13 protein-coding genes and 1 other annotated feature are annotated in these 17,185 nt (G+C 68.3%); of the genes, 7 read left to right on the forward strand and 6 right to left on the reverse strand.

Going from position 1 to position 17,185, the window contains the following annotated elements:
• The coding region (locus QZ753_RS16325) for a 50S ribosomal protein L11 methyltransferase (RefSeq protein WP_294645130.1) at positions 1 to 869 on the forward strand (869 nt) is incomplete at its 5' end.
• A 109-nt stretch (positions 870 to 978) separates the two neighbouring features.
• Here QZ753_RS16325 and QZ753_RS16330 read toward each other — a convergent pair.
• Both QZ753_RS16330 and QZ753_RS16335 read right to left on the reverse strand, forming a co-directional pair.
• Positions 979 to 1,185: a hypothetical protein gene (locus QZ753_RS16330; RefSeq protein WP_055888443.1), complete on the reverse strand. Its 207-nt coding sequence runs from the start codon at positions 1,183 to 1,185 to the stop codon at positions 979 to 981.
• Positions 1,186 to 1,357: 172 nt separating this feature from the next.
• The gene (locus QZ753_RS16335; RefSeq protein WP_294645131.1) at positions 1,358 to 1,840 is read right to left on the reverse strand and encodes a MerR family DNA-binding transcriptional regulator; all 483 of its coding nucleotides are present in this window, start codon (positions 1,838 to 1,840) and stop codon (positions 1,358 to 1,360) included.
• A 270-nt stretch (positions 1,841 to 2,110) separates the two neighbouring features.
• On the opposite strand from QZ753_RS16335, the gene QZ753_RS16340 reads away from it, so the two are divergent.
• The 4 genes from QZ753_RS16340 (at position 2,111) to QZ753_RS16355 (ending at position 8,375) form a co-directional block, all read left to right on the forward strand.
• The gene (locus tag QZ753_RS16340) at positions 2,111 to 6,049 is read left to right on the forward strand and encodes a peptidoglycan-binding protein (protein ID WP_294645133.1); all 3,939 of its coding nucleotides are present in this window, start codon (positions 2,111 to 2,113) and stop codon (positions 6,047 to 6,049) included.
• A gap of 97 nt (positions 6,050 to 6,146) precedes the next feature.
• Positions 6,147 to 7,079 (forward strand): sulfite exporter TauE/SafE family protein, encoded by a 933-nt coding sequence (locus QZ753_RS16345; RefSeq protein ID WP_294645135.1) that lies wholly within the window; start codon positions 6,147 to 6,149, stop codon positions 7,077 to 7,079.
• Positions 7,076 to 7,873: a TIGR02186 family protein gene (locus QZ753_RS16350; protein ID WP_294645137.1), complete on the forward strand. Its 798-nt coding sequence runs from the start codon at positions 7,076 to 7,078 to the stop codon at positions 7,871 to 7,873. Before QZ753_RS16345 ends, QZ753_RS16350 begins: the two co-directional genes overlap by 4 nt.
• A 7-nt stretch (positions 7,874 to 7,880) precedes the next feature.
• Positions 7,881 to 8,375, forward strand: a complete 495-nt coding sequence (locus tag QZ753_RS16355) for a DUF3429 domain-containing protein (protein WP_294645138.1) — start codon at positions 7,881 to 7,883, stop codon at positions 8,373 to 8,375.
• A 3-nt stretch (positions 8,376 to 8,378) separates the two neighbouring features.
• Here the strand turns inward: QZ753_RS16355 and pdeM are convergent, their stop codons facing one another.
• On the reverse strand, positions 8,379 to 9,098 hold the full coding sequence (gene pdeM / locus QZ753_RS16360) for a ligase-associated DNA damage response endonuclease PdeM (RefSeq protein WP_294645140.1): 720 nt from the start codon (positions 9,096 to 9,098) through the stop codon (positions 8,379 to 8,381).
• Between the two features lie 127 nt (positions 9,099 to 9,225).
• Positions 9,226 to 9,278, forward strand: a sequence feature (sul1 is cis-regulatory element that is thought to sense ions involved in sulfur or methionine metabolism; They are found in Alphaproteobacteria).
• A gap of 74 nt (positions 9,279 to 9,352) precedes the next feature.
• On the opposite strand from pdeM, the gene QZ753_RS16365 reads away from it, so the two are divergent.
• Positions 9,353 to 10,837 carry a SulP family inorganic anion transporter gene (locus QZ753_RS16365; protein WP_294645141.1) on the forward strand — a complete coding sequence of 495 codons (1,485 nt, stop codon included), beginning with the start codon at positions 9,353 to 9,355 and terminating at the stop codon, positions 10,835 to 10,837.
• A 1,017-nt stretch (positions 10,838 to 11,854) separates the two neighbouring features.
• Here the strand turns inward: QZ753_RS16365 and QZ753_RS16370 are convergent.
• From QZ753_RS16370 to QZ753_RS16380, 3 genes are all read right to left on the reverse strand, one after another.
• A complete protein-coding gene (locus tag QZ753_RS16370) occupies positions 11,855 to 14,416 on the reverse strand; it encodes a ligase-associated DNA damage response DEXH box helicase (protein ID WP_294645143.1) in 2,562 nt (853 codons plus the stop codon).
• Between the two features lie 39 nt (positions 14,417 to 14,455).
• Entirely contained in the window at positions 14,456 to 15,133 is a 678-nt protein-coding gene (locus tag QZ753_RS16375) for a YitT family protein (protein WP_294645145.1), read from the reverse strand.
• Between the two features lie 82 nt (positions 15,134 to 15,215).
• Positions 15,216 to 16,130, reverse strand: coding sequence for a methyltransferase (locus tag QZ753_RS16380; RefSeq protein ID WP_294645147.1), 915 nt, complete (start codon positions 16,128 to 16,130; stop codon positions 15,216 to 15,218).
• 99 nt (positions 16,131 to 16,229) lie between these two features.
• Here QZ753_RS16380 and QZ753_RS16385 point away from each other — a divergent pair.
• Positions 16,230 to 17,185, forward strand: a 956-nt coding sequence (locus tag QZ753_RS16385; protein WP_294645149.1) for a ligase-associated DNA damage response exonuclease, incomplete at its 3' end; no start/stop codon positions are given.

The following is a 17,185-nucleotide window of genomic DNA, read 5'->3' on the forward strand; positions in this document are numbered from 1 at the left end:
TCCGTTTCCATGCGCGCTCGGAGCGCGCGCCCGCCGAGGCGCTCTACGACCGGCTCGACCAGCGGTTCGGCGAGGAGGGCTCGCCCGTCGCGCTGACCGAGATCGACGAGGCGACCCAGATCTTCGAGGTGTCCGTCTATTTCGAGGACGCCGACGCCGTCGATCTCGACGCCGTGCGCGAAGCGTTCGCCGACCACGAGCCGGAACGCGAGGACCTCCCGGAGATCGATTGGATGGCCGAGGTGCTGGCCGGGCTCAAGCCGGTGCGCGCCGGGCGCTTTCTGGTGCATGGAGCGCACGACCGCCACAAGGTTCTGCCCAATGATCTGGCGATCGAGATCGAGGCGGGACAGGCCTTCGGCACCGGCCACCACGGCACCACCGCCGGTTGCCTCACGATGATCGAAACCGTGGTGCGCCGCCGCCGGCCGCGCAACGCGCTGGACCTCGGCACCGGCAGCGCCGTGCTCGCCATCGCCTTCGCCAAGCTCGCCCGTCGCCCGGTGCTGGCGACCGACATCGATCCGGTCGCGATCGCCGTGGCGCGCCAGAACGTGCGCGCCAACGGCGTCGCGCGCTATGTCGAGACGGCGACGGCGACGGGCTTCGCCTCGCCGGCCTTCCGGCGCTCGGCGCCTTTCGACCTCGTGATCGCCAACATCCTGGCCGGTCCGCTGATGCAGCTGGCCCCGCAGGTGGCGCGTCATCTTTCGGACGACGGCGACGTCGTCCTGTCTGGCATTCTCGACAGGCAGCGCGACGCGGTTCTGTCCGCCTACCGCGTTCAGGGCCTGTTCCACCGCCAGACGCTGCGCCGCGGAGAGTGGGTCACGCTGCACCTCTGCCGCAATCGCGCCGGGGCGCTCTGAACGAGCGGGGCGGGCAAGCGCGGCAAGCCCTCGAACGACGAAGGGCCCGGCGATGCGCCGAGCCCTTTCAAATTCGCATGGGACGGCGAGGCGAACCTCGCGTCGCCGTTCAGGGGCGCTGCGGTGCGCTCGCCTCGAACATCGAGCCGCGGCGCGAGATCATGTGGATCGTCGGCTCGGACTCCAGATACATCGGGCGGGCGGTGCCATGGGCGAAACGGCTGGACGGACGGGCGCGATCGGCTCCCGGGCGGCGGGCGGTGGCGCCGATCTGCGTCGGGAAGGACCCGGTACGTTCGGTGCGGACGTTCAACATGCTAACCTCTCGGGACTGCTTTCTCGGGCTCCCTGAGACGTATATGCTGCATCGCGATATGAGCAGCTACCCCTGCGAACGCATAGGTACCCCATCGAAGTTGCACGGCAATTCGTGCAAGATCTTCATCATTCCTTCACGAACGGGATAAGCCCGACCGGCCGCAACGCCGCTATTTGTCGTCCAGCATCTTCTGGAGACGCTCGCTGACGACGTCCAGGGCGACCTCCATCGCCTCGAGCGACTGATCGATCTCCCGTCTCTGGTCCTGAAGCACGACCTTCTGCTCGGCCATGCGCTGGAGCGCCACCTCGAGCTGCTTCCGCGCTCCGTTCGGCTGGTGGTAGACGTCGATGATCTGCTTGGCTTCGGTCAGCGAGAAGCCGAGGAGCTTGGCCGTCAGCACGAGGCGCAGGCGCATTCGGTCGCGGCGGGAATAGATTCGCGTGGTGCCCTGTCGCTCGGGCTGGAGAAGCCCCCGGTCCTCGTAGAACCTCAGGGTACGCAGCGACACACCGAACTCGCGGGCGAGATCGCCGATGCGGAAGCTGTCCTCGACCTCGCTCGACCCCTCGAAGCCGCAGCCCAGAAGGGTTTCAATGCCGAGACCGGCTTCTCTTTCGTCGTTCGGATCGTCCGACTTCGGATGTTTCATGATGTCTCACTCATCACCCGCCCATAACACACGAGTGTACTTCATCGCGACCATGATTTCGTAAGCCTGCCGCATGAAAAATATTTATCGGTGCAAGTGCCGGCTCGACAAGGCGCGAGCGGTTCGAATCCAGCCTCGCTCCCGCTTAGGTTTTTAAATCCTTAACCAGAGGACCACTGCTTAACCCTTCGTTAAGCCGCGCGGTCGTGAACTCAGGCAGAGCGGTCGTGCCCGCCGGCAGGCGGCGGCGGGCGGCGGAAGGAGCGGGACATGGGGCAGAACGAAGCGAAGGTGAGGCAGCGTCCCGAGGATGCGCCGGTGGCGTCGGACGGATCGTTCTCGTCGCTCAGCAAGACGCTGGAAGACCTGGAGCAGCGGTTGAGCCGCCTGTCGTCCACCAAGACCGCCGCGGCCGCGCCGACCGAGGAGCCGGCGGAGACCGCGACGACCCGCTCGGCCGGTGAGAAGCTGCGCATCGCGGCCGAGGCGCGCCGCGCCCGCCGTCCCTCCTTGACCGCCGCCGTCTCCAATGTTGCCGTCGAAAGCGTGCTGGCCTCCGAGGCGGACGAGCCGCATCGCCGGGCCGCTGCCGGGCGCCGCATCGGCACCATCGCCGCCGAGGTCGAGCAGCTGCAGATGCAGAACGCCTCGATCGCGCTGATCAAGGATCTGGCGGCCGAGCTGACGCTCCTGCGCGGCGACATCCAGAGCCGCATCGGCACCGACACCGACGAGCGCATCCGCGATCTCCAGACCTCGTTCGCCGAGCTCAAGCGCATGATCTCCGAGCGCAACGCGCCCGAGAGCATCGGCGCCGAGATCTTCGAGATCATGGAGCAGCTGACCGAGCTGACCGCCGGCACCGCTGACCAGGCGTCGCTGGAAGCGCTGCGCGGCGATCTCGACGCGGTCGCCCTGATGGTCGGGCAGATGGCTCGCGAAGAGTCGCTCGCGGCGGTCAAGCGCCGCTGGGACGCGTTCGAGACGCGCATCTCCGAGCACATGTCGCTCGATGCCGAAGCCAAGCGCAACCTGAAGGTCGAGCTGGAGCGCCTGCGCACCTCGCTGCGTTCGCTCGCCACCGAAGATCAGGTGCTCGCGGTCCAGCAGCGCTGGGAGGAGTTCGAGGCCCGCTACCTCGACACGGCCCGCGTCCAGGCCGAGGAGTCCGTCGCCAACGTCCTGCGCACCGAACTCGACGGGCTGCGTGAGAAGCTCGACGCGATCGTCGCCGAGAACGGCCAGGAGGCGATGGACGCCCGCTTCGAAGCGCTCGCCGAGCGTCTCGACATGGGTGCGCTCGAGGCGGGCGTCGGTCGCCTCGGCGAGCGGATGCGCGAGATCGAGCACGCGCTGATGCGCATGCCCGAGATCCTGCAGATCGACCAGCTCGAGCTGCGCGTCGCCGCGCTCGCCCAGAGCATCGAGACCCTGACGCAGGAGGTGCGCGAGCCCGACCTGTCGCACTTCGCCCTTCTCGAGGAGCGCCTGGACGAGATCGCCGCGGCACTCGCGAACCAGCCCGCCCCGGCGCTCGCGCAGATCGATATGGCGCCAGTCGAGCGCATCGAGGCGCGCGTCGCCGACCTCACCGGCCGGATCGACAAGCTGGCCGACAACCGCGGCGTCGAAGCCCTGTCGTCGCAGATCGCGGCGCTGGCCGAGCGCGTCGAGGATATCGGCGCAGCCGCGCCGACGTCCGATCTCGGCGAGCGCATCGACACGTTGGCCGAGCGCGTCGAGACCCTGTTCCACCGCACCGGGGGCGCCGACACGGCGGCCTTCGAGGAGCGCCTGACGGCGATCGCCCAGCGTCTCGAGGACTCCGCCTCGGCGCGTGTCGTCGATCCCGAGGTCATCGTCGCCCTGGAAACGCAGATCACCCGCATGACGCAGATCCTGGCCGGCGTGCCGGGCGCGTCGGTCGAGGACGCCGGTGCCGTCAGCCAGCGCCTCGACGCGATCGAGCGCCAGCTCGACGAGAACCGCGACAACGTCGTGGCCGCGGCCCGCGCGGCGGCCGAAGAGGCCGTGCGTCGCATGAAGGTCGAGGACGCGCGCCGCGAGAGCGGGTTCGTCCAAGAACTCGCGCAGGACATGCGCAACCTCGAGGCCCTCTGCCGCGAGAGCGACGAGCGCACCTTCGGCGTGTTCGACGCGGTCCATGCGACGCTTCTCAAGATCGTCGAGCGCCTGACGCTGATCGAGCAGGAAATGCGCGGCCACCCGGTCGAGCGTGCGGTGGCCCCGATGCTGCGTCCTGCCACGATCGAGCCCGTGGCCATCGCCGAGGCTTCGGTCGCGGTGACGCCGCCGGCCGCCGAGATTGCCCCGGCGCCGGACGTCCCGGTGTTCGCCGAGCGCGCAAGCGCGGCCGACGCGTCGGCAGACGAGGAGCCCAAGGGCCTGCGCGCCGCCCTCCAGCGCCATATCGGCCGCCGGAGTGCGCGCACGAAGGCCGAGGCCAACTCCGTGCCGAGCCTTGCCGAGCGCATCCGCCCGACCCCGATCGTCGAGGAGCCGTCCCTGGTCGACGCCCCGTCGTCCGAGGTCGAGGAGCCGAAGGCCGCGGTTCTCGAGGCGCCCGAGCTCGACCCGGCCGACAGCCTGATCTCGCGCGAGGCCAACCGCCCGCTGGAGCCGGGCTCCGGCGCGCCGGACATCGCCGCCCTCATCGAACGCGTCCGCCAGCAGCAGCGCGGCGAGGAGCCGGCGCCCGAGCCGATGGCGAAGGCCGACTTCATCGCCGCCGCCCGCAAGGCCGCCATGGCCGCCGCCGCCGAGGCGGAAGCCCTGCGCGAGCGCGAGGAGCGCGGCGAGGATCTTGCCGGCAAGCCGGCCGCTAGCCGCCGCAAGCCGATCCTCATGGGCGTCGGCGCCGTGCTGCTCGCCCTGATGGCGGTGCCGTTCGGCATCGACCGCCTGATGCCGAAGCCGGAGGTCGCCGCCAGCGTCGACGAGCCCGCCGCCGTGGCCGCCGCAACGCCGGTCGCAACGCCGGATGCCCCGGTCGTCGCTGCCGAGCCTGTCGATGTCGCGGCGCTCGCCCGCCAGCCGATGCCGGCAGACATGCCGGCGATGTCGCCGGTCCAGCCGGTGGTCGCGGAAGCCCCCGTCGCGGCGCCGGAAGCGCCTGTCGAGGAACCTGCCGCGGCGTCCGTCCCGCTTGGGTTCGCGGAAGCTGCGCCGGCCCGTCCGGCGATGGTCGATGCGCCGTCGCAGACGTCGGTCGCCGATCCCGCCCCCTTGGCGGTGGCCGAGACCCCGACGGCCGCGCCTGCCGTGATGGAGCCCGGCGCGATGCTCGCTTCCGTCCGCGAGCAGCTGCCGGAAGCCGCGCGCGGCGCGATCCCCGCGCTGCCTCAGGGTGTCGCGTCCGAGGCGCTCGCCAAGGCGGTCGCGGCGCAGGACCCGAAGGCGCTCTTCGAGATCGGCCTGCGCGTCATGGAAGGGCGCAACGGACCGAGCGATCCGGCGGCGGCGCTCGTCTGGTTCGCCCAGTCGGCGGCCCGCGGCTTCGCGCCCGCGCAGTACAGCCTCGGCACGCTCTATGAAAAGGGCAACGGCGTCGAGCGCAACGCGGCGACGGCGCGCGACTGGTACCTTCTGGCGGCCGATCAGGGCAACGTGCGCGCCATGCACAACCTCGCGGTGCTCTATGCCACCGGGATCGACGGCAAGTCGGAGCCGGAGGACGCCGCCAAGTGGTTCATCCAGGCGGCCGACCACGGCATGCGCGACAGCCAGTACAACCTCGGCATCCTCTACGCCCGGGGTGCCGGCGTCGAGCAGGATCTCGCGAAGTCCTATCGCTGGTTCGGCATCGTCGCCTCGGCCGGCGACAAGGACGCCGCCGCCAAGATGCAGGAGGTCGGCAAGACGATGTCGGCCGCGCAGCGCCAGGCGCTCGACGCCGAAATCGCCGGCTGGAGCGCCGAGCCGCGGGTGGAGACCGCCAACACGGTCGACATTCCCGACGACTGGTCCGAGACGGCTGGCCGCACGGCGTCGGTCGACATGAGCCGCGCCATCCGCAACGTGCAGGCGATCCTGATCAAGCTCGGCTACAACCCCGGCCAGCCCGACGGCAAGGTCGGTGCGCGGACCGAGGCGGCGATCCGCCAGTTTCAGGGCAAGGCGGGCCTCGAGGCGACCGGCAAGGTCGACGAGCCGCTGATCCGCGCGCTCTTGGAGCGCAAGGACGCCTGAAACCCGGCGCTTCGCGTTTGACTTGGGGGAGGGGTTCGGGCCAAGAGGTCCGGACCCCTTTTCCGTTCCGGTGGATCGGCTTGGCGGAACCGCGCGCGTGACATTCTATCTCCCGATCGCCGAGATCACCGTCAACGTCTTCGTCATCGTCGGGATGGGCGCGGCCGTCGGCTTCCTGTCGGGCATGTTCGGGGTGGGCGGCGGCTTCCTGATCACGCCGCTCCTCATCTTCTACAACATTCCCCCCGCCGTCGCCGTCGCCACCGGCGCCAATCAGGTGATCGCGGCATCGTTCTCCGGCGCGCTCGCCCATTACAAGCGCGGGACGGTCGATCTGAAGCTTGCCGCCATGCTGATCGGGGGGGGCGTCGTCGGATCGGTGGTGGGCGTCGGCGTCTACACGCTCCTGCGCCGGATCGGCCAGCTCGATCTCGCGGTCTCCATGCTCTACGTCGTGATGCTCGGCACGGTCGGCATCCTGATGATGAACGAGAGCCTGCGTGCCATGCGCCGGGTGCGCAGCGGCGGATCGGGCGAGGTGCTGCGGCGCTCCGGCCATCACAGCTGGGTCCACCGCCTGCCGTTCAAGACCCGCTTCAAGCGATCCAAGCTCTATGTCTCGCTGGTGCCGGTGCTTGGACTCGGCTTCATCATCGGCCTTCTCGGGTCGGTGATGGGCGTCGGCGGCGGCTTCATCATGGTGCCGGCGATGATCTATCTCCTGCGCGTGCCGACGAGCGTCGTGATAGGCACCTCGCTCGTCCAGATCATGGTGACGGCGGCCGCCACCACGGTCCTGCAGGCCACCACCAACGAGACGGTGGACGTCGTGCTCGCCTTCCTCCTGATGCTCGGCGGCGTCGTCGGCGCGCAGTTCGGGGCGGAGGCGGGGCGCAAGCTGCGCGGCGAGCAGCTGCGGGCGCTTCTTGCGCTCCTCGTCCTTGCGGTCGCCGGCCGCCTTCTGGTCGAGCTCGTCGTGCCGCCCTCCGAGCCCTACTCCATCACGCTGCCGAGCGGAGAGAGCGGGTGAGGGCGCGGCGGAGCCTCCTCGCCGCAGCGCTCCTCCTGCTCCTGCCGGCCGCAGCGCTCGGGCAGGACAGCCCGGCGCCCTTGGCCGAGACGTTCGAGATCGGCCTTTCCACCGAGACGATCTCCGTCGGCACCAATTTCGGCGGCTCCCGCCTCGTCGTCTTCGGCGCGCTCGACAATGCCGACCAGCGCCTCGTGCGGCAGGGACGCTACGACATCGTGGTGATCCTGGAAGGTCCGCGCCGCGACATCGTGGTGCGCGAAAAGGAGCGAACGCTCGGCCTCTGGATCAACCGCGCGGCCGAGCGCTTCAACGGCGTGCCGAGTTCCTACTCGCTGGTCTCGACGCGGCCGCTGCGCGACATCGCCCCGGCGGTGACGCTGCGCCAGCTCGATATCGGCGTCGAGAACCTCGAGTTCGATGCGCCGAGCCTCCGCAGCGTGCGCCCCGAGCGCAAGGCGGAATTTTCCGACGCGGTGAAGCGGCTGGGCGAGCAGTCGGCCCTCTACGGCCAGACCTCGGGCGGGATCGAGTTCGTCAGCGCGACCCTGTTTCGCGCCAATCTCCAACTGCCCGCCGATCTGCCGGTCGGCCGCCACGTCGCGCGCGCGATCCTGTTTCGCGAAGGGGTCTTCGTGCGAGAGAGATCGGAGGATCTCTGGGTGGTCAAGACGGGCATCGAGAGCCAGATATCCCGCTTCGCCGCGACGAACGGGTTCTTCTACGGGCTGCTCGCCGTCGGGGTGGCGGTGTTCACCGGCTGGTTCGGCCGGCTTGTCTTCAAACGGGACTGATCGAAAAATGCACGACGACGCTTCCTCCGCCCTGCCGCGCAGCCGGGCCGAGCAGATGGTCCGCGCGGCCTGGATTCTCGGCCTCGGCGGCCTGGTGCCCTTCTTCGTGGGCGCCTGGATGATCGTGACGGGGTCCGAGATCATCCCGCTTCCCGATCTGCCCTTCGTGGTCCTGTCCTACGGGGCGGTGATCCTGTCCTTCCTCGGCGGCATCCGCTGGGGCGCGGCGCTGAACGAGCCGGGCCGCCAGAGCCCGACGACGCTCGCGCAGTCCGTCGTGCCGGCGATCTTCGCCTGGGTCTGCACGCTGCTTCCCTCGCCGTGGTCGTTCGTCGGGCTGGCCGTCGCTTTCGCCGTGCAGGGCGTCTGGGACGTCGCGGCGATCCGCGCCGGACGCATCGCGACGCCCTGGTTCGCGCCGCTGCGCATCGTGCTCACCGTTGGTGCGGTCGTCGCCTTGGCGATCACCGCCTACGCCTCGGCGCAGCCGCTGGCCTACTAACGCTCAGCCGCGGCTAAGCGAGGCGAAGGGGATCGGATAGATCCGCGCGGCGCCGATGACGTAGGCGCGCGCCGTCTCGGGGCGGAACAGGCCGGCGAAGGGCGCGCTGAGGACGTTCAACCCGCCGGTCGTCACGCCGAACGACGGCATCACCATGCGCGCGCCGTCGCTGGCGAAGCAGGGTCCCCGCACGCTGCGCCCGTTGCCGCTGACGCGCGCCGACGGGTGAAGATGGCCGGCGACCTCGCCGGCGCGCGTTCCCGGCGTCGGCTCATGGCGGAAGTGCCAGGGGCCGATCGAGACCTCCTCGGCGCAGACCCCGCCGAGCCCGACCGGCGGTTCGGGGTCGTGGTTGCCCTCGATCCAGATCCAGTCTCGGCCGGCCATCGCCGCCCGAAGGCGGGCTCGCGGCGCGTCCGGCATCAGGCCCGCGCCGTGCCGGTCGTGGAAGCTGTCGCCGAGCGCCACGACCACCTGCGGCTGGTAGCGATCGAGCGCCGCCTCCAGCAGCAGGAGCGTCGCCTCAGTGTCGTAGGGCGGCAGGAACATGCCGCGCCGGGCGAAGGCCGCGCCCTTCTCAAGGTGCAGGTCGGAGACGACCATCAGCCGCTCGGCCGGCGCGAAGAGGACGCCGGAGGGGTCGCACACGACGTCGCCGCCGTTCAGCACCGTTTCGAATCCCGGCGCTTCGCCCTGCCGCATCCGGCGGTGGATCATGTTCATGCGTTCTGCGTCCGGGGCGTCCATGTTCCTGAAGCGTTCTTGGAATCGATAAATGGCGGCGAAGGCAAGGCGGTGCGACGATCGGCACTTGATTCCCGCGCCCGTGCAAGACATTAAGAAGCCGCACAATGGACCCGGCGCGCCGGGTGGCTATGCCGGGCGCCTATCCCTCGGCCAATCCAGCGACGTCCAGACTCCTTGCGATCGAGCCTTCAGGGCTTCCGACGTCGCCGAGATCCTCGTTGTTTCCACTCATGTTTTCGACCGATAACCTCCGGGCCGAATGGCTCGGCAATGTCCGTGGCGATCTCTTGTCCGGCCTCGTGGTCGCGCTTGCGCTGATCCCCGAGGCGATCGCCTTTTCCATCATCGCGGGCGTCGACCCGCAGGTGGGGCTCTACGCCTCGTTCTCCATCGCCGTCCTGACCGCCATCTTCGGCGGCCGGCCCGGCATGATTTCGGCGGCTACCGCCGCGACCGCCGTCCTCATGGTCACGCTGGTGCGCGACCACGGGCTGCAATACCTCTTCGCCGCGACGGTGCTGGCCGGCCTCGTGCAGATGGCGGCCGGTTTCCTCCGGCTCGGCGACCTCATGCGCTTCGTCTCGCGCTCGGTGATGACCGGCTTCGTCAACGCGTTGGCAATCCTGATCTTTCTGGCGCAGATGCCCGAGCTGATCGGGGTGCCGAACATGACCTACGTCCTGGTCGCCGCCGCGCTCGCCATCATCTACCTCTTCCCCCGTGTGACGAAGGCGATCCCGTCGCCGCTGGTCGCCATCGTCGCGATCACGGCCGTCGTCCTCGCCTTCGGCATCGACGTGCGCACGGTCGGCGACATGGGCCAGCTGCCGTCGAGCTTCCCGAGCTTCTTCCTGCCCGACGTACCCTTCAACCTCGAGACGTTGAGGATCATCCTGCCGTATTCGGTGGCGATTGCGCTGGTCGGGCTCCTCGAATCCTTGATGACCGCGCAGGTCGTCGACGATCTCACCGATACCGGCTCGGACAAGAACCGCGAATGCTTCGGGCAGGGCATCGCCAACTTCGTCACCGGTTTCTTCGGCGGCATGGCGGGCTGCGCGATGATCGGCCAGTCCGGCATCAACATCCGCTCGGGCGGGCGCGGGCGCCTGTCCTGCCTCTTTGCCGGCGTCGCGCTCCTGTTCCTGATCGTCGTACTCGGGGACTGGGTCGCCGTGATCCCGATGCCGGCGCTCGTCGCCATCATGATCATGGTCTCGATCGGCACGTTCGACTGGGGCTCGCTGAAGAGCCTCGTCACGCACCCGCGCCGCTCGTCCGTCGTCATGCTGACCGTCGTCGTGATCGTGGTCTGGAGCCACAACCTCGCGCTCGGCGTGTTCGCGGGTGTGCTCCTGTCCGGCCTCTTCTTCGCCTCCAAGATCGCCCAGATCTTCGCGGTGTCGAGCACCGTCTCGGCGGACGGCAGCGCGCGGACCTACGTCGTCGAGGGCCAGGTCTTCTTCGCCTCGGCCGGCCGCTTCCTCGAGAGCTTCGACTTCCGCGAGCCGTTGTCGCACGTCACGATCGACGTCAGCCGCGCCCATATCTGGGACCTGACGGGCGTCGGGGCGCTGGACAAGGCAGTCCTCAAGTTCCGCAAGGCCGGCGTTGCCGTTGAGGTCGTCGGCCTCAACGCCGCCTCGCAGACCATCGTCGACAAGCTGACGATCCAGAACCGCGCCGACGCGCTGGAACTGCCGGCGGGGCATTGAGCAAGCTGAGCCGGTGCGTCCTCCGAGGATGCGCCGGCCGCTTTCACTCAATATGGCCAAATAAGCTTCTGAAGATTATGCTTCAGAGCAGACACTCCCTGCGGCTGATCGGGCATGACGAACGCAGACGAAGAGTCCCTATCAAAGGCGGTTGGTATGGTCCTGCTGGGATTGTGCCTCCTGCTCGGCGCAATTGCCTTAGCAATATCTAGTTTATTTATTCTATCGTTCTGGCATATCTACTGGATCTGGCCCGGTGAGGGTTGGCAAGCACCTCTCTTCCTCACCGGCTTATGGCTCACAGCCTCCGGCGTTCTATCGATCTGCGCGGTAATCATCCTTTCGCAACGATCACCTATTCACATTTCGATGGCTATTGCCGTGATGATCAGTGGTCTCGTCGCGGTCGCCGTCTCCTATGTCTAAGGAGCGAGTCCCAACGAGGCGTCGCTCAGAGCCCCAGAGGCATCATTTTGACCAAACCTCGACAGACGACCCTTCGGAAGCATCGAGGTTACGCCTTTGCTATTCTACAAAAGACGGGCAAAGAGAAAATTCTAACGATATTCTATCCAAATAAATGCGTATAATACAGGGCTAACGACTAAAGCGCTTGCAATTGATCGGCGAAAAATTCTGGATTTGTGCGTTCCGAAATTGAGAAGGTATATCTTTGCGAGAGCGCCGAATGCGAGACCTGACCCGAAGGTGAATAAAATTACCAGCATGATCGCGGCGGCGGGTCCGCCTTCAACAAACCTCAGAAGATCGAAAATCAGATACAGCAATATAGCTAAAATAATTGTCCCGGTTATTGCCAGAGAGCGGTTTGAGCGGGTCACTAGGAGCAGTGTGGCAGGGACGACGTAAAAAATAAGAATTCCTAACAAAGACCAAGCTCGCGAATGATGCGGGTATCTGTTTTTTCAGGGCGGCGCGTTTGCTGCCGCCTTGGTCCTCTTTTAGCATTCTTGTCGCTTGAGTGGACAGTCCGCAAACCACTCGCGTCCGAACCATCTATCGCAGATAGTTCGACCGAAAATCCTTCACTTCGCCGAGCGCCTTGATGATCAGCTCCTCCTCCATCGCCTCGGCGAGGAGGTCGTCGCGGGCCTCGCCCTCGATCCGCTCGCGCCCGGCCTCCAGCATGATGGGGACGGCGAGCGGCGAGATCTCCTCGAGGTTCTTGTGCAGGATATGGCGCTTGATCCGCGCAAGGAGGTCGGAGACGCGCTTGACGTCGAGAAGGCCGGTCGCCGCGTCCGCCCAGGTGGCGCGCAGGAGGATGTGGTCGGGCTCGTGCGCGCGCAGGACGTCGTAGACGAGGTCCGACGAGACCGTCATCTGACGTCCGGTCTTCTCGCGCCCCGGCTGGCGCTTCATCACGAGGCCCGCGATCACGGCGCACTGGCGGAAGGTCCGCTTCAGGAGCCAGCTGTCGGCCATCCAGGCCTCGAGGTCGTCGCCGAGCATGTCCTCGTCGAAGAGATCCTCCAGCGACAGCTTGCCCGACCCGATCATATCGCCCATGTCGGCGCGGCCCCAGATCGAGAGGGCGTAGTCGGTGGCGACGAACCCCAAGGGCTTGGCGCGTGCGCGCTCCAGTCGGCGGGTCAGGAGCATCCCGAGCGTCTGGTGCGCGAGGCGGCCCTCGAACGGATAAGCCACCATGAAGAAGCGGTTGCCGTTCGGAAAGGTCTCGATCAGAAGGTCGTTCGGGCCGGGGATCGCGGACTTTCGCTTCTGGATCGCCAGCCACTCGCCGACCTGGGAGGGCAGGGCGCCCCATTGCGTCGGGTCGGCCAGCATCTCGCGCACCTTGGCAGCGAGGAAGGTCGTCAGCGGAAACTTCTGGCCGCCGTAATAGGGCACCTTCGCCTCGTCGTCCCGCGTCTTGGTGACGAGGCATTCCATTTCGTGGATGCCCTCGAACTTCAGCACCTGACCCGAAAAAAGAAACGTGTCGCCGATCGCTAAGGTCTCGAGGAAGTTCTCCTCGATCTTGCCGAGCACCGGGCCGCCGCGCGCCATGCCGCTCTTGGTCTTGGCGCGGATGAGGCGCACGAGGAGCGCTTCCGACTCGATGATCGTGCCGGCGTTCATCCGGTAGCCCTGCACGACGGACGGGTGCGTCACGCGCCACGTGCCGTCCTCGGTCAGGCGGATCTTGGCGTAGCGGTCGTAGACGCGGAGCGAATAGCCGCCGGTCGCGACGAAATCGACGACGCGATCGAACGTCTCGCGGTCGAGGTCGCGATAGGGCGAGGCGGTGACGATCTCGGCATAGAGGTCGTCGGAGCGGAAGGGCGCGGCGCAGGCCATGCCGAGGACGTGCTGGGCGAGGACGTCGAGGCAGCCCTCGCGCATCGGCGGCGAGTCCTGGCTTCCGAGATAGTTGGCGTCGAGCGCCGCCTGGCACTCCATCACCTCGAACCGGTTGGCCGGCACGAGGATCGCGCGCGACGGCTCGTCCATCCGGTGGTTGGCGCGCCCGATGCGCTGGGCTAGGCGCGAAGCGCCCTTCGGCGCGCCGACATGGACCACGAGATCGACGTCGCCCCAGTCGATGCCGAGGTCGAGGGTGGAGGTCGCCACCACAGCGCGCAGCTCGTTGGCCGCCATCGCCGCCTCTACGCGGCGGCGCTGCGCCACGTCGAGCGAGCCGTGGTGGAGCGCGATCGGCAGCGTCTCCTCGTTGATGCGCCAGAGTTCCTGGAACAGAAGCTCGGCCTGCGAGCGCGTATTGACGAAGAGGAGCGTCGTCCGGTGCGCCTTGATCGCCTCGTAGATCTCGGGCATCGCGTAGCGCGCCATATGGCCCTGCCAGGGCACGCGCTCGCGAGATTTCAGGATGGTGATCTCGGGCTTTGCGCCGCCGTCGACCACGATGAGGTCGGCCATCGGCGCGGGCTCCGGCCCCTGCGCCACCAGCCATTCGCGCAGCTCGTCCGGGTCGGTCACGGTCGCGGACAGGCCGATCGTCTGGATTGCGGGGCGGAGGCGCCTGAGACGCGCGAGGCCGAGCGCCAGGAGATGGCCACGCTTGGAGGCGACGAGCGAGTGCAATTCGTCGAAGATTACGTAGCGAAGGTCAGAGAAGAAGCTGTCCGCGTCCGGCGCCGAGATCAGCAGCGCCAGCTGCTCGGGCGTCGTCAGCATGATGTCGGGCGGCTTCAGCTTCTGGCGCTGGCGCTTGGCCTGCGAGGTGTCGCCGGTGCGCGCTTCGAGCGAGATCGAGAGGCCGATCTCGTCGACCGGCTTTTCGAGGTTGCGACGGATGTCGGTCGCGAGCGCCTTCAGCGGCGAGATGGAGAGCGTGTGGATGCCGGGCGGGCGCGTGCCCGGCCGGCGCTTGCGCCGCCGTGCGAGATCGACCAGCGACGGCAGGAAGCCGGCCAGCGTCTTGCCGGCTCCCGTCGGCGCGATCAGGAGAACCGAGGCGCCGTTTTCGGCGCGCTGGAGGAGGTCGAGCTGATGGGGGCGCGGCGACCAGCCCTTTTGCGCGAACCAACGCAGGAACGGCTCCGGGAGATCGAAGCCGGGAAGGTCGCAGGGCGGGGTGGATAGCGGTGCTGTCACCCGAAGGAGGTAAGGCCGCGCGGCCGGTTCGCCAAGGCGTCAGACCGCGAGATAGCGGTCCGTGCGGTGGTTGATCGCGAGGAAGAGGTTGAGCACCAGCGCGCCGAGGACGGAATAGGCGACAGCGGCCGGCGAGACGGCCGCAAAGGCCGTGACCAGCACCACGAGGTCGACGCAGAGCTGCGTCAGCCCCGCGCGCCAGCCGAACCGATCCTGTAGGTAGACGGCCAGAATGCCGATGCCGCCCGCCGAGGAGCGGTGGCGGAAGAGGGCCAAGAGGCCGAAGCCGAGCATCAGCCCGCCGAGGCAAGCGCCGAGCAGCGGGTCCACATAGGCAAAACGCAGGACATCCGGGCTGAACGCCGTCATCAGCGACAGGAGCGCCACGGCGAACGCTGTCTTGATGGTGAAGGCGCGCCCCATCCGGCCGATCGCCAGCGCATAGAAGGGCAGGTTGGCGATGAAGAAGACGAGGCCGAAGTTCCAGCCCGTGAGGTAGTGGACCACGAAGGCGAGGCCCGCCATGCCGCCGGTGAGAAAGCCGAGCGAGCCGAGAATCGCGATGCCGGCGGCCGTCAGCGTCACGCCCGCAATGACGCCGAGCGCGTCCTCCCACGGGCTGTGGCGCGTGGCCGTCGAGGCCCAGGAGCCGAAGCGATGGGCGCGGCGCGTGGTCTCGCGCTCGATGCGATCGTCGGAGATCTCTGTGGCGCTCATGGACCGGCCCCGCTCGCGTCGAAGTTTCGAGAGTAGCCGGGCGCCGCGCGCCGACCAGCGCTGACTGCGCATGGGTGCCATGTCAGCGCCTGCGGGCGACGATGAGGGTCCCCGCGATCGCCTCGCCCCGGTCGCGCCGGAGCGTCTCGGCGCTCCGGTTCACGACGGCGTAGCCGGCATCCTGCAGCGCGGCCTCGAGATAGTCGACCGAATGCGCGTAGCGCAGCGACGGTCGCAGGACGAAGCCCGCATCGTCCTCGGCGCGCTCGGTCGAGAAGGCGAGCCACCCGCCTGCGTCCTGAAGGCTCGCCGTGTGGACGAAGACCGGCCGGAGGTCGCCGAGATAGGTGAGGACGTCGGCCGCGGTGACGAGGTCGTAGCCGCTCAACGCAAAGCGCGGCGCGGCGAGGATGTCGCCCTCCAGAAGCGTGTCGTAAAGCCGCTTGCGACGCGCCTTCTCCAGCATTCCGGCGGACAGGTCGATGCCGTCGAGCCGATCGCAGAGGGGTTTCAGCCGCTCGCCCATCAGCCCGGTGCCGCAGCCAAGGTCGAGCGCTGCGGCAAAGCGGGCACCGGGCGCGTGTCGGGCGATCAGGTCGGCAAGGAGGTCGGGCACCCGGTATTCCAGCCGGCGGACCAGCGCGTCCTCGAACCCGTCCGCATACTGATCGAAGAGACCGGCGACGAAGGACGGGGAGGGCGCGTCGGGCACGGGTTCGGCCCCGAGGCGCGCGAGCTTCAGGCTGATGCCGTAGGGGTCGGCCTCGTCCTGCGCGAGGGCCTGGCGGAAGACCGCGCTTGCCGCCTCGCTCTCGCCCGCCTCCGCCAGGAACTCGCCCCAGCGGACGCGCCCGAGCAGCCAGTGCGGCGCGCGCTCCACGGCCTGTGCCATGAGGTCGGCGGCGGCCGTCGTGTCCCCCGCCTTGGCGTAGGCTTCGGCATATTCGGCGCGGCGGTCGGCGAGGTCGTCGCCGGATCGGTGAAGGCTGGGGCGCAAGGGCTGTGGGTTCCGAGAGGGATCGTCGGCATATGCGGCGGCGGGCCCCTGCGGCGCAAGGGCTTTCGCTGGTGCCGGCCGGCCCTATCTCCCAGGGCGATGGCGCGCTTCGAAGACCTCCTCCGACCGACCCCCAAGGGCCTGTACTGCCCGCCCGGCGATTTCTACATCGACCCGGTGAAGCCGGTCGAACGGGCGCTCGTCACCCACGGGCATGCCGACCACGCGCGCCCCGGCAACGAAAAGGTTCTGGCGACGCGCCGGACCCTGGCGATCATGGCGCTGCGCTACGGCGAGGAGTTCTGCACGACGCGGCAAGTCGCCGACTGGGGCCGGCCGATCGAGATCAACGGCGTGACGGTTTCCTTCCATCCAGCGGGACACGTGCTCGGCTCGGCGCAGATCCTCGTCGAGTGGGGCGGGATGCGGATCGTCGCGTCCGGCGACTACAAGCGTCGCGAGGACCCGACCGCCGAACCCTTCGAGCCGGTGCCGTGCGACGTCTTCATCACCGAGGCGACCTTCGCGCTGCCGGTCTTCCGCCATCCGGAATCGCGGGGCGAGATGCGCAAGCTGATCGCCTCGACGCGGCAGTTTCCCGAGCGCGCCCACCTCGTCGGCGCCTACGCGCTGGGCAAGGCGCAGCGCGTCATCCGTATGCTGCGCGAAGAGGGCTACGACGAGCCGATCTACATTCACGGCGCGCTGAAGCGGCTCTGCGACTTCTACCAGGAGGAGGGGATCGACCTCGGCGAGTTGCGGCCTGCGACGATCGCACGCGGTAGAGATGCCGAGGGCGCGGCGAAGGCCGAGTTCGCGGGGGCGATCATCGTCGGCCCACCCTCGGCGTTTGCCGACAAGTGGGCGCGGCGCTTTCCCGATCCGGTCTCGTGCTTTGCCTCCGGCTGGATGCGCGTGCGAGGCCGGGCGCGCCAGCGCGGCGTCGAACTGCCGCTGATCCTGTCGGACCACTGCGACTGGGACGAACTCGTCGAGACCATCGCCGAGATCGCCCCCCAGGAGGTCTGGGTCACGCACGGACGCGAGGAGGCGCT

Origin of the sequence: uncultured Aureimonas sp., assembly GCF_913775355.1 — a bacterium.
Taxonomy (GTDB): domain Bacteria; phylum Pseudomonadota; class Alphaproteobacteria; order Rhizobiales; family Rhizobiaceae; genus Aureimonas.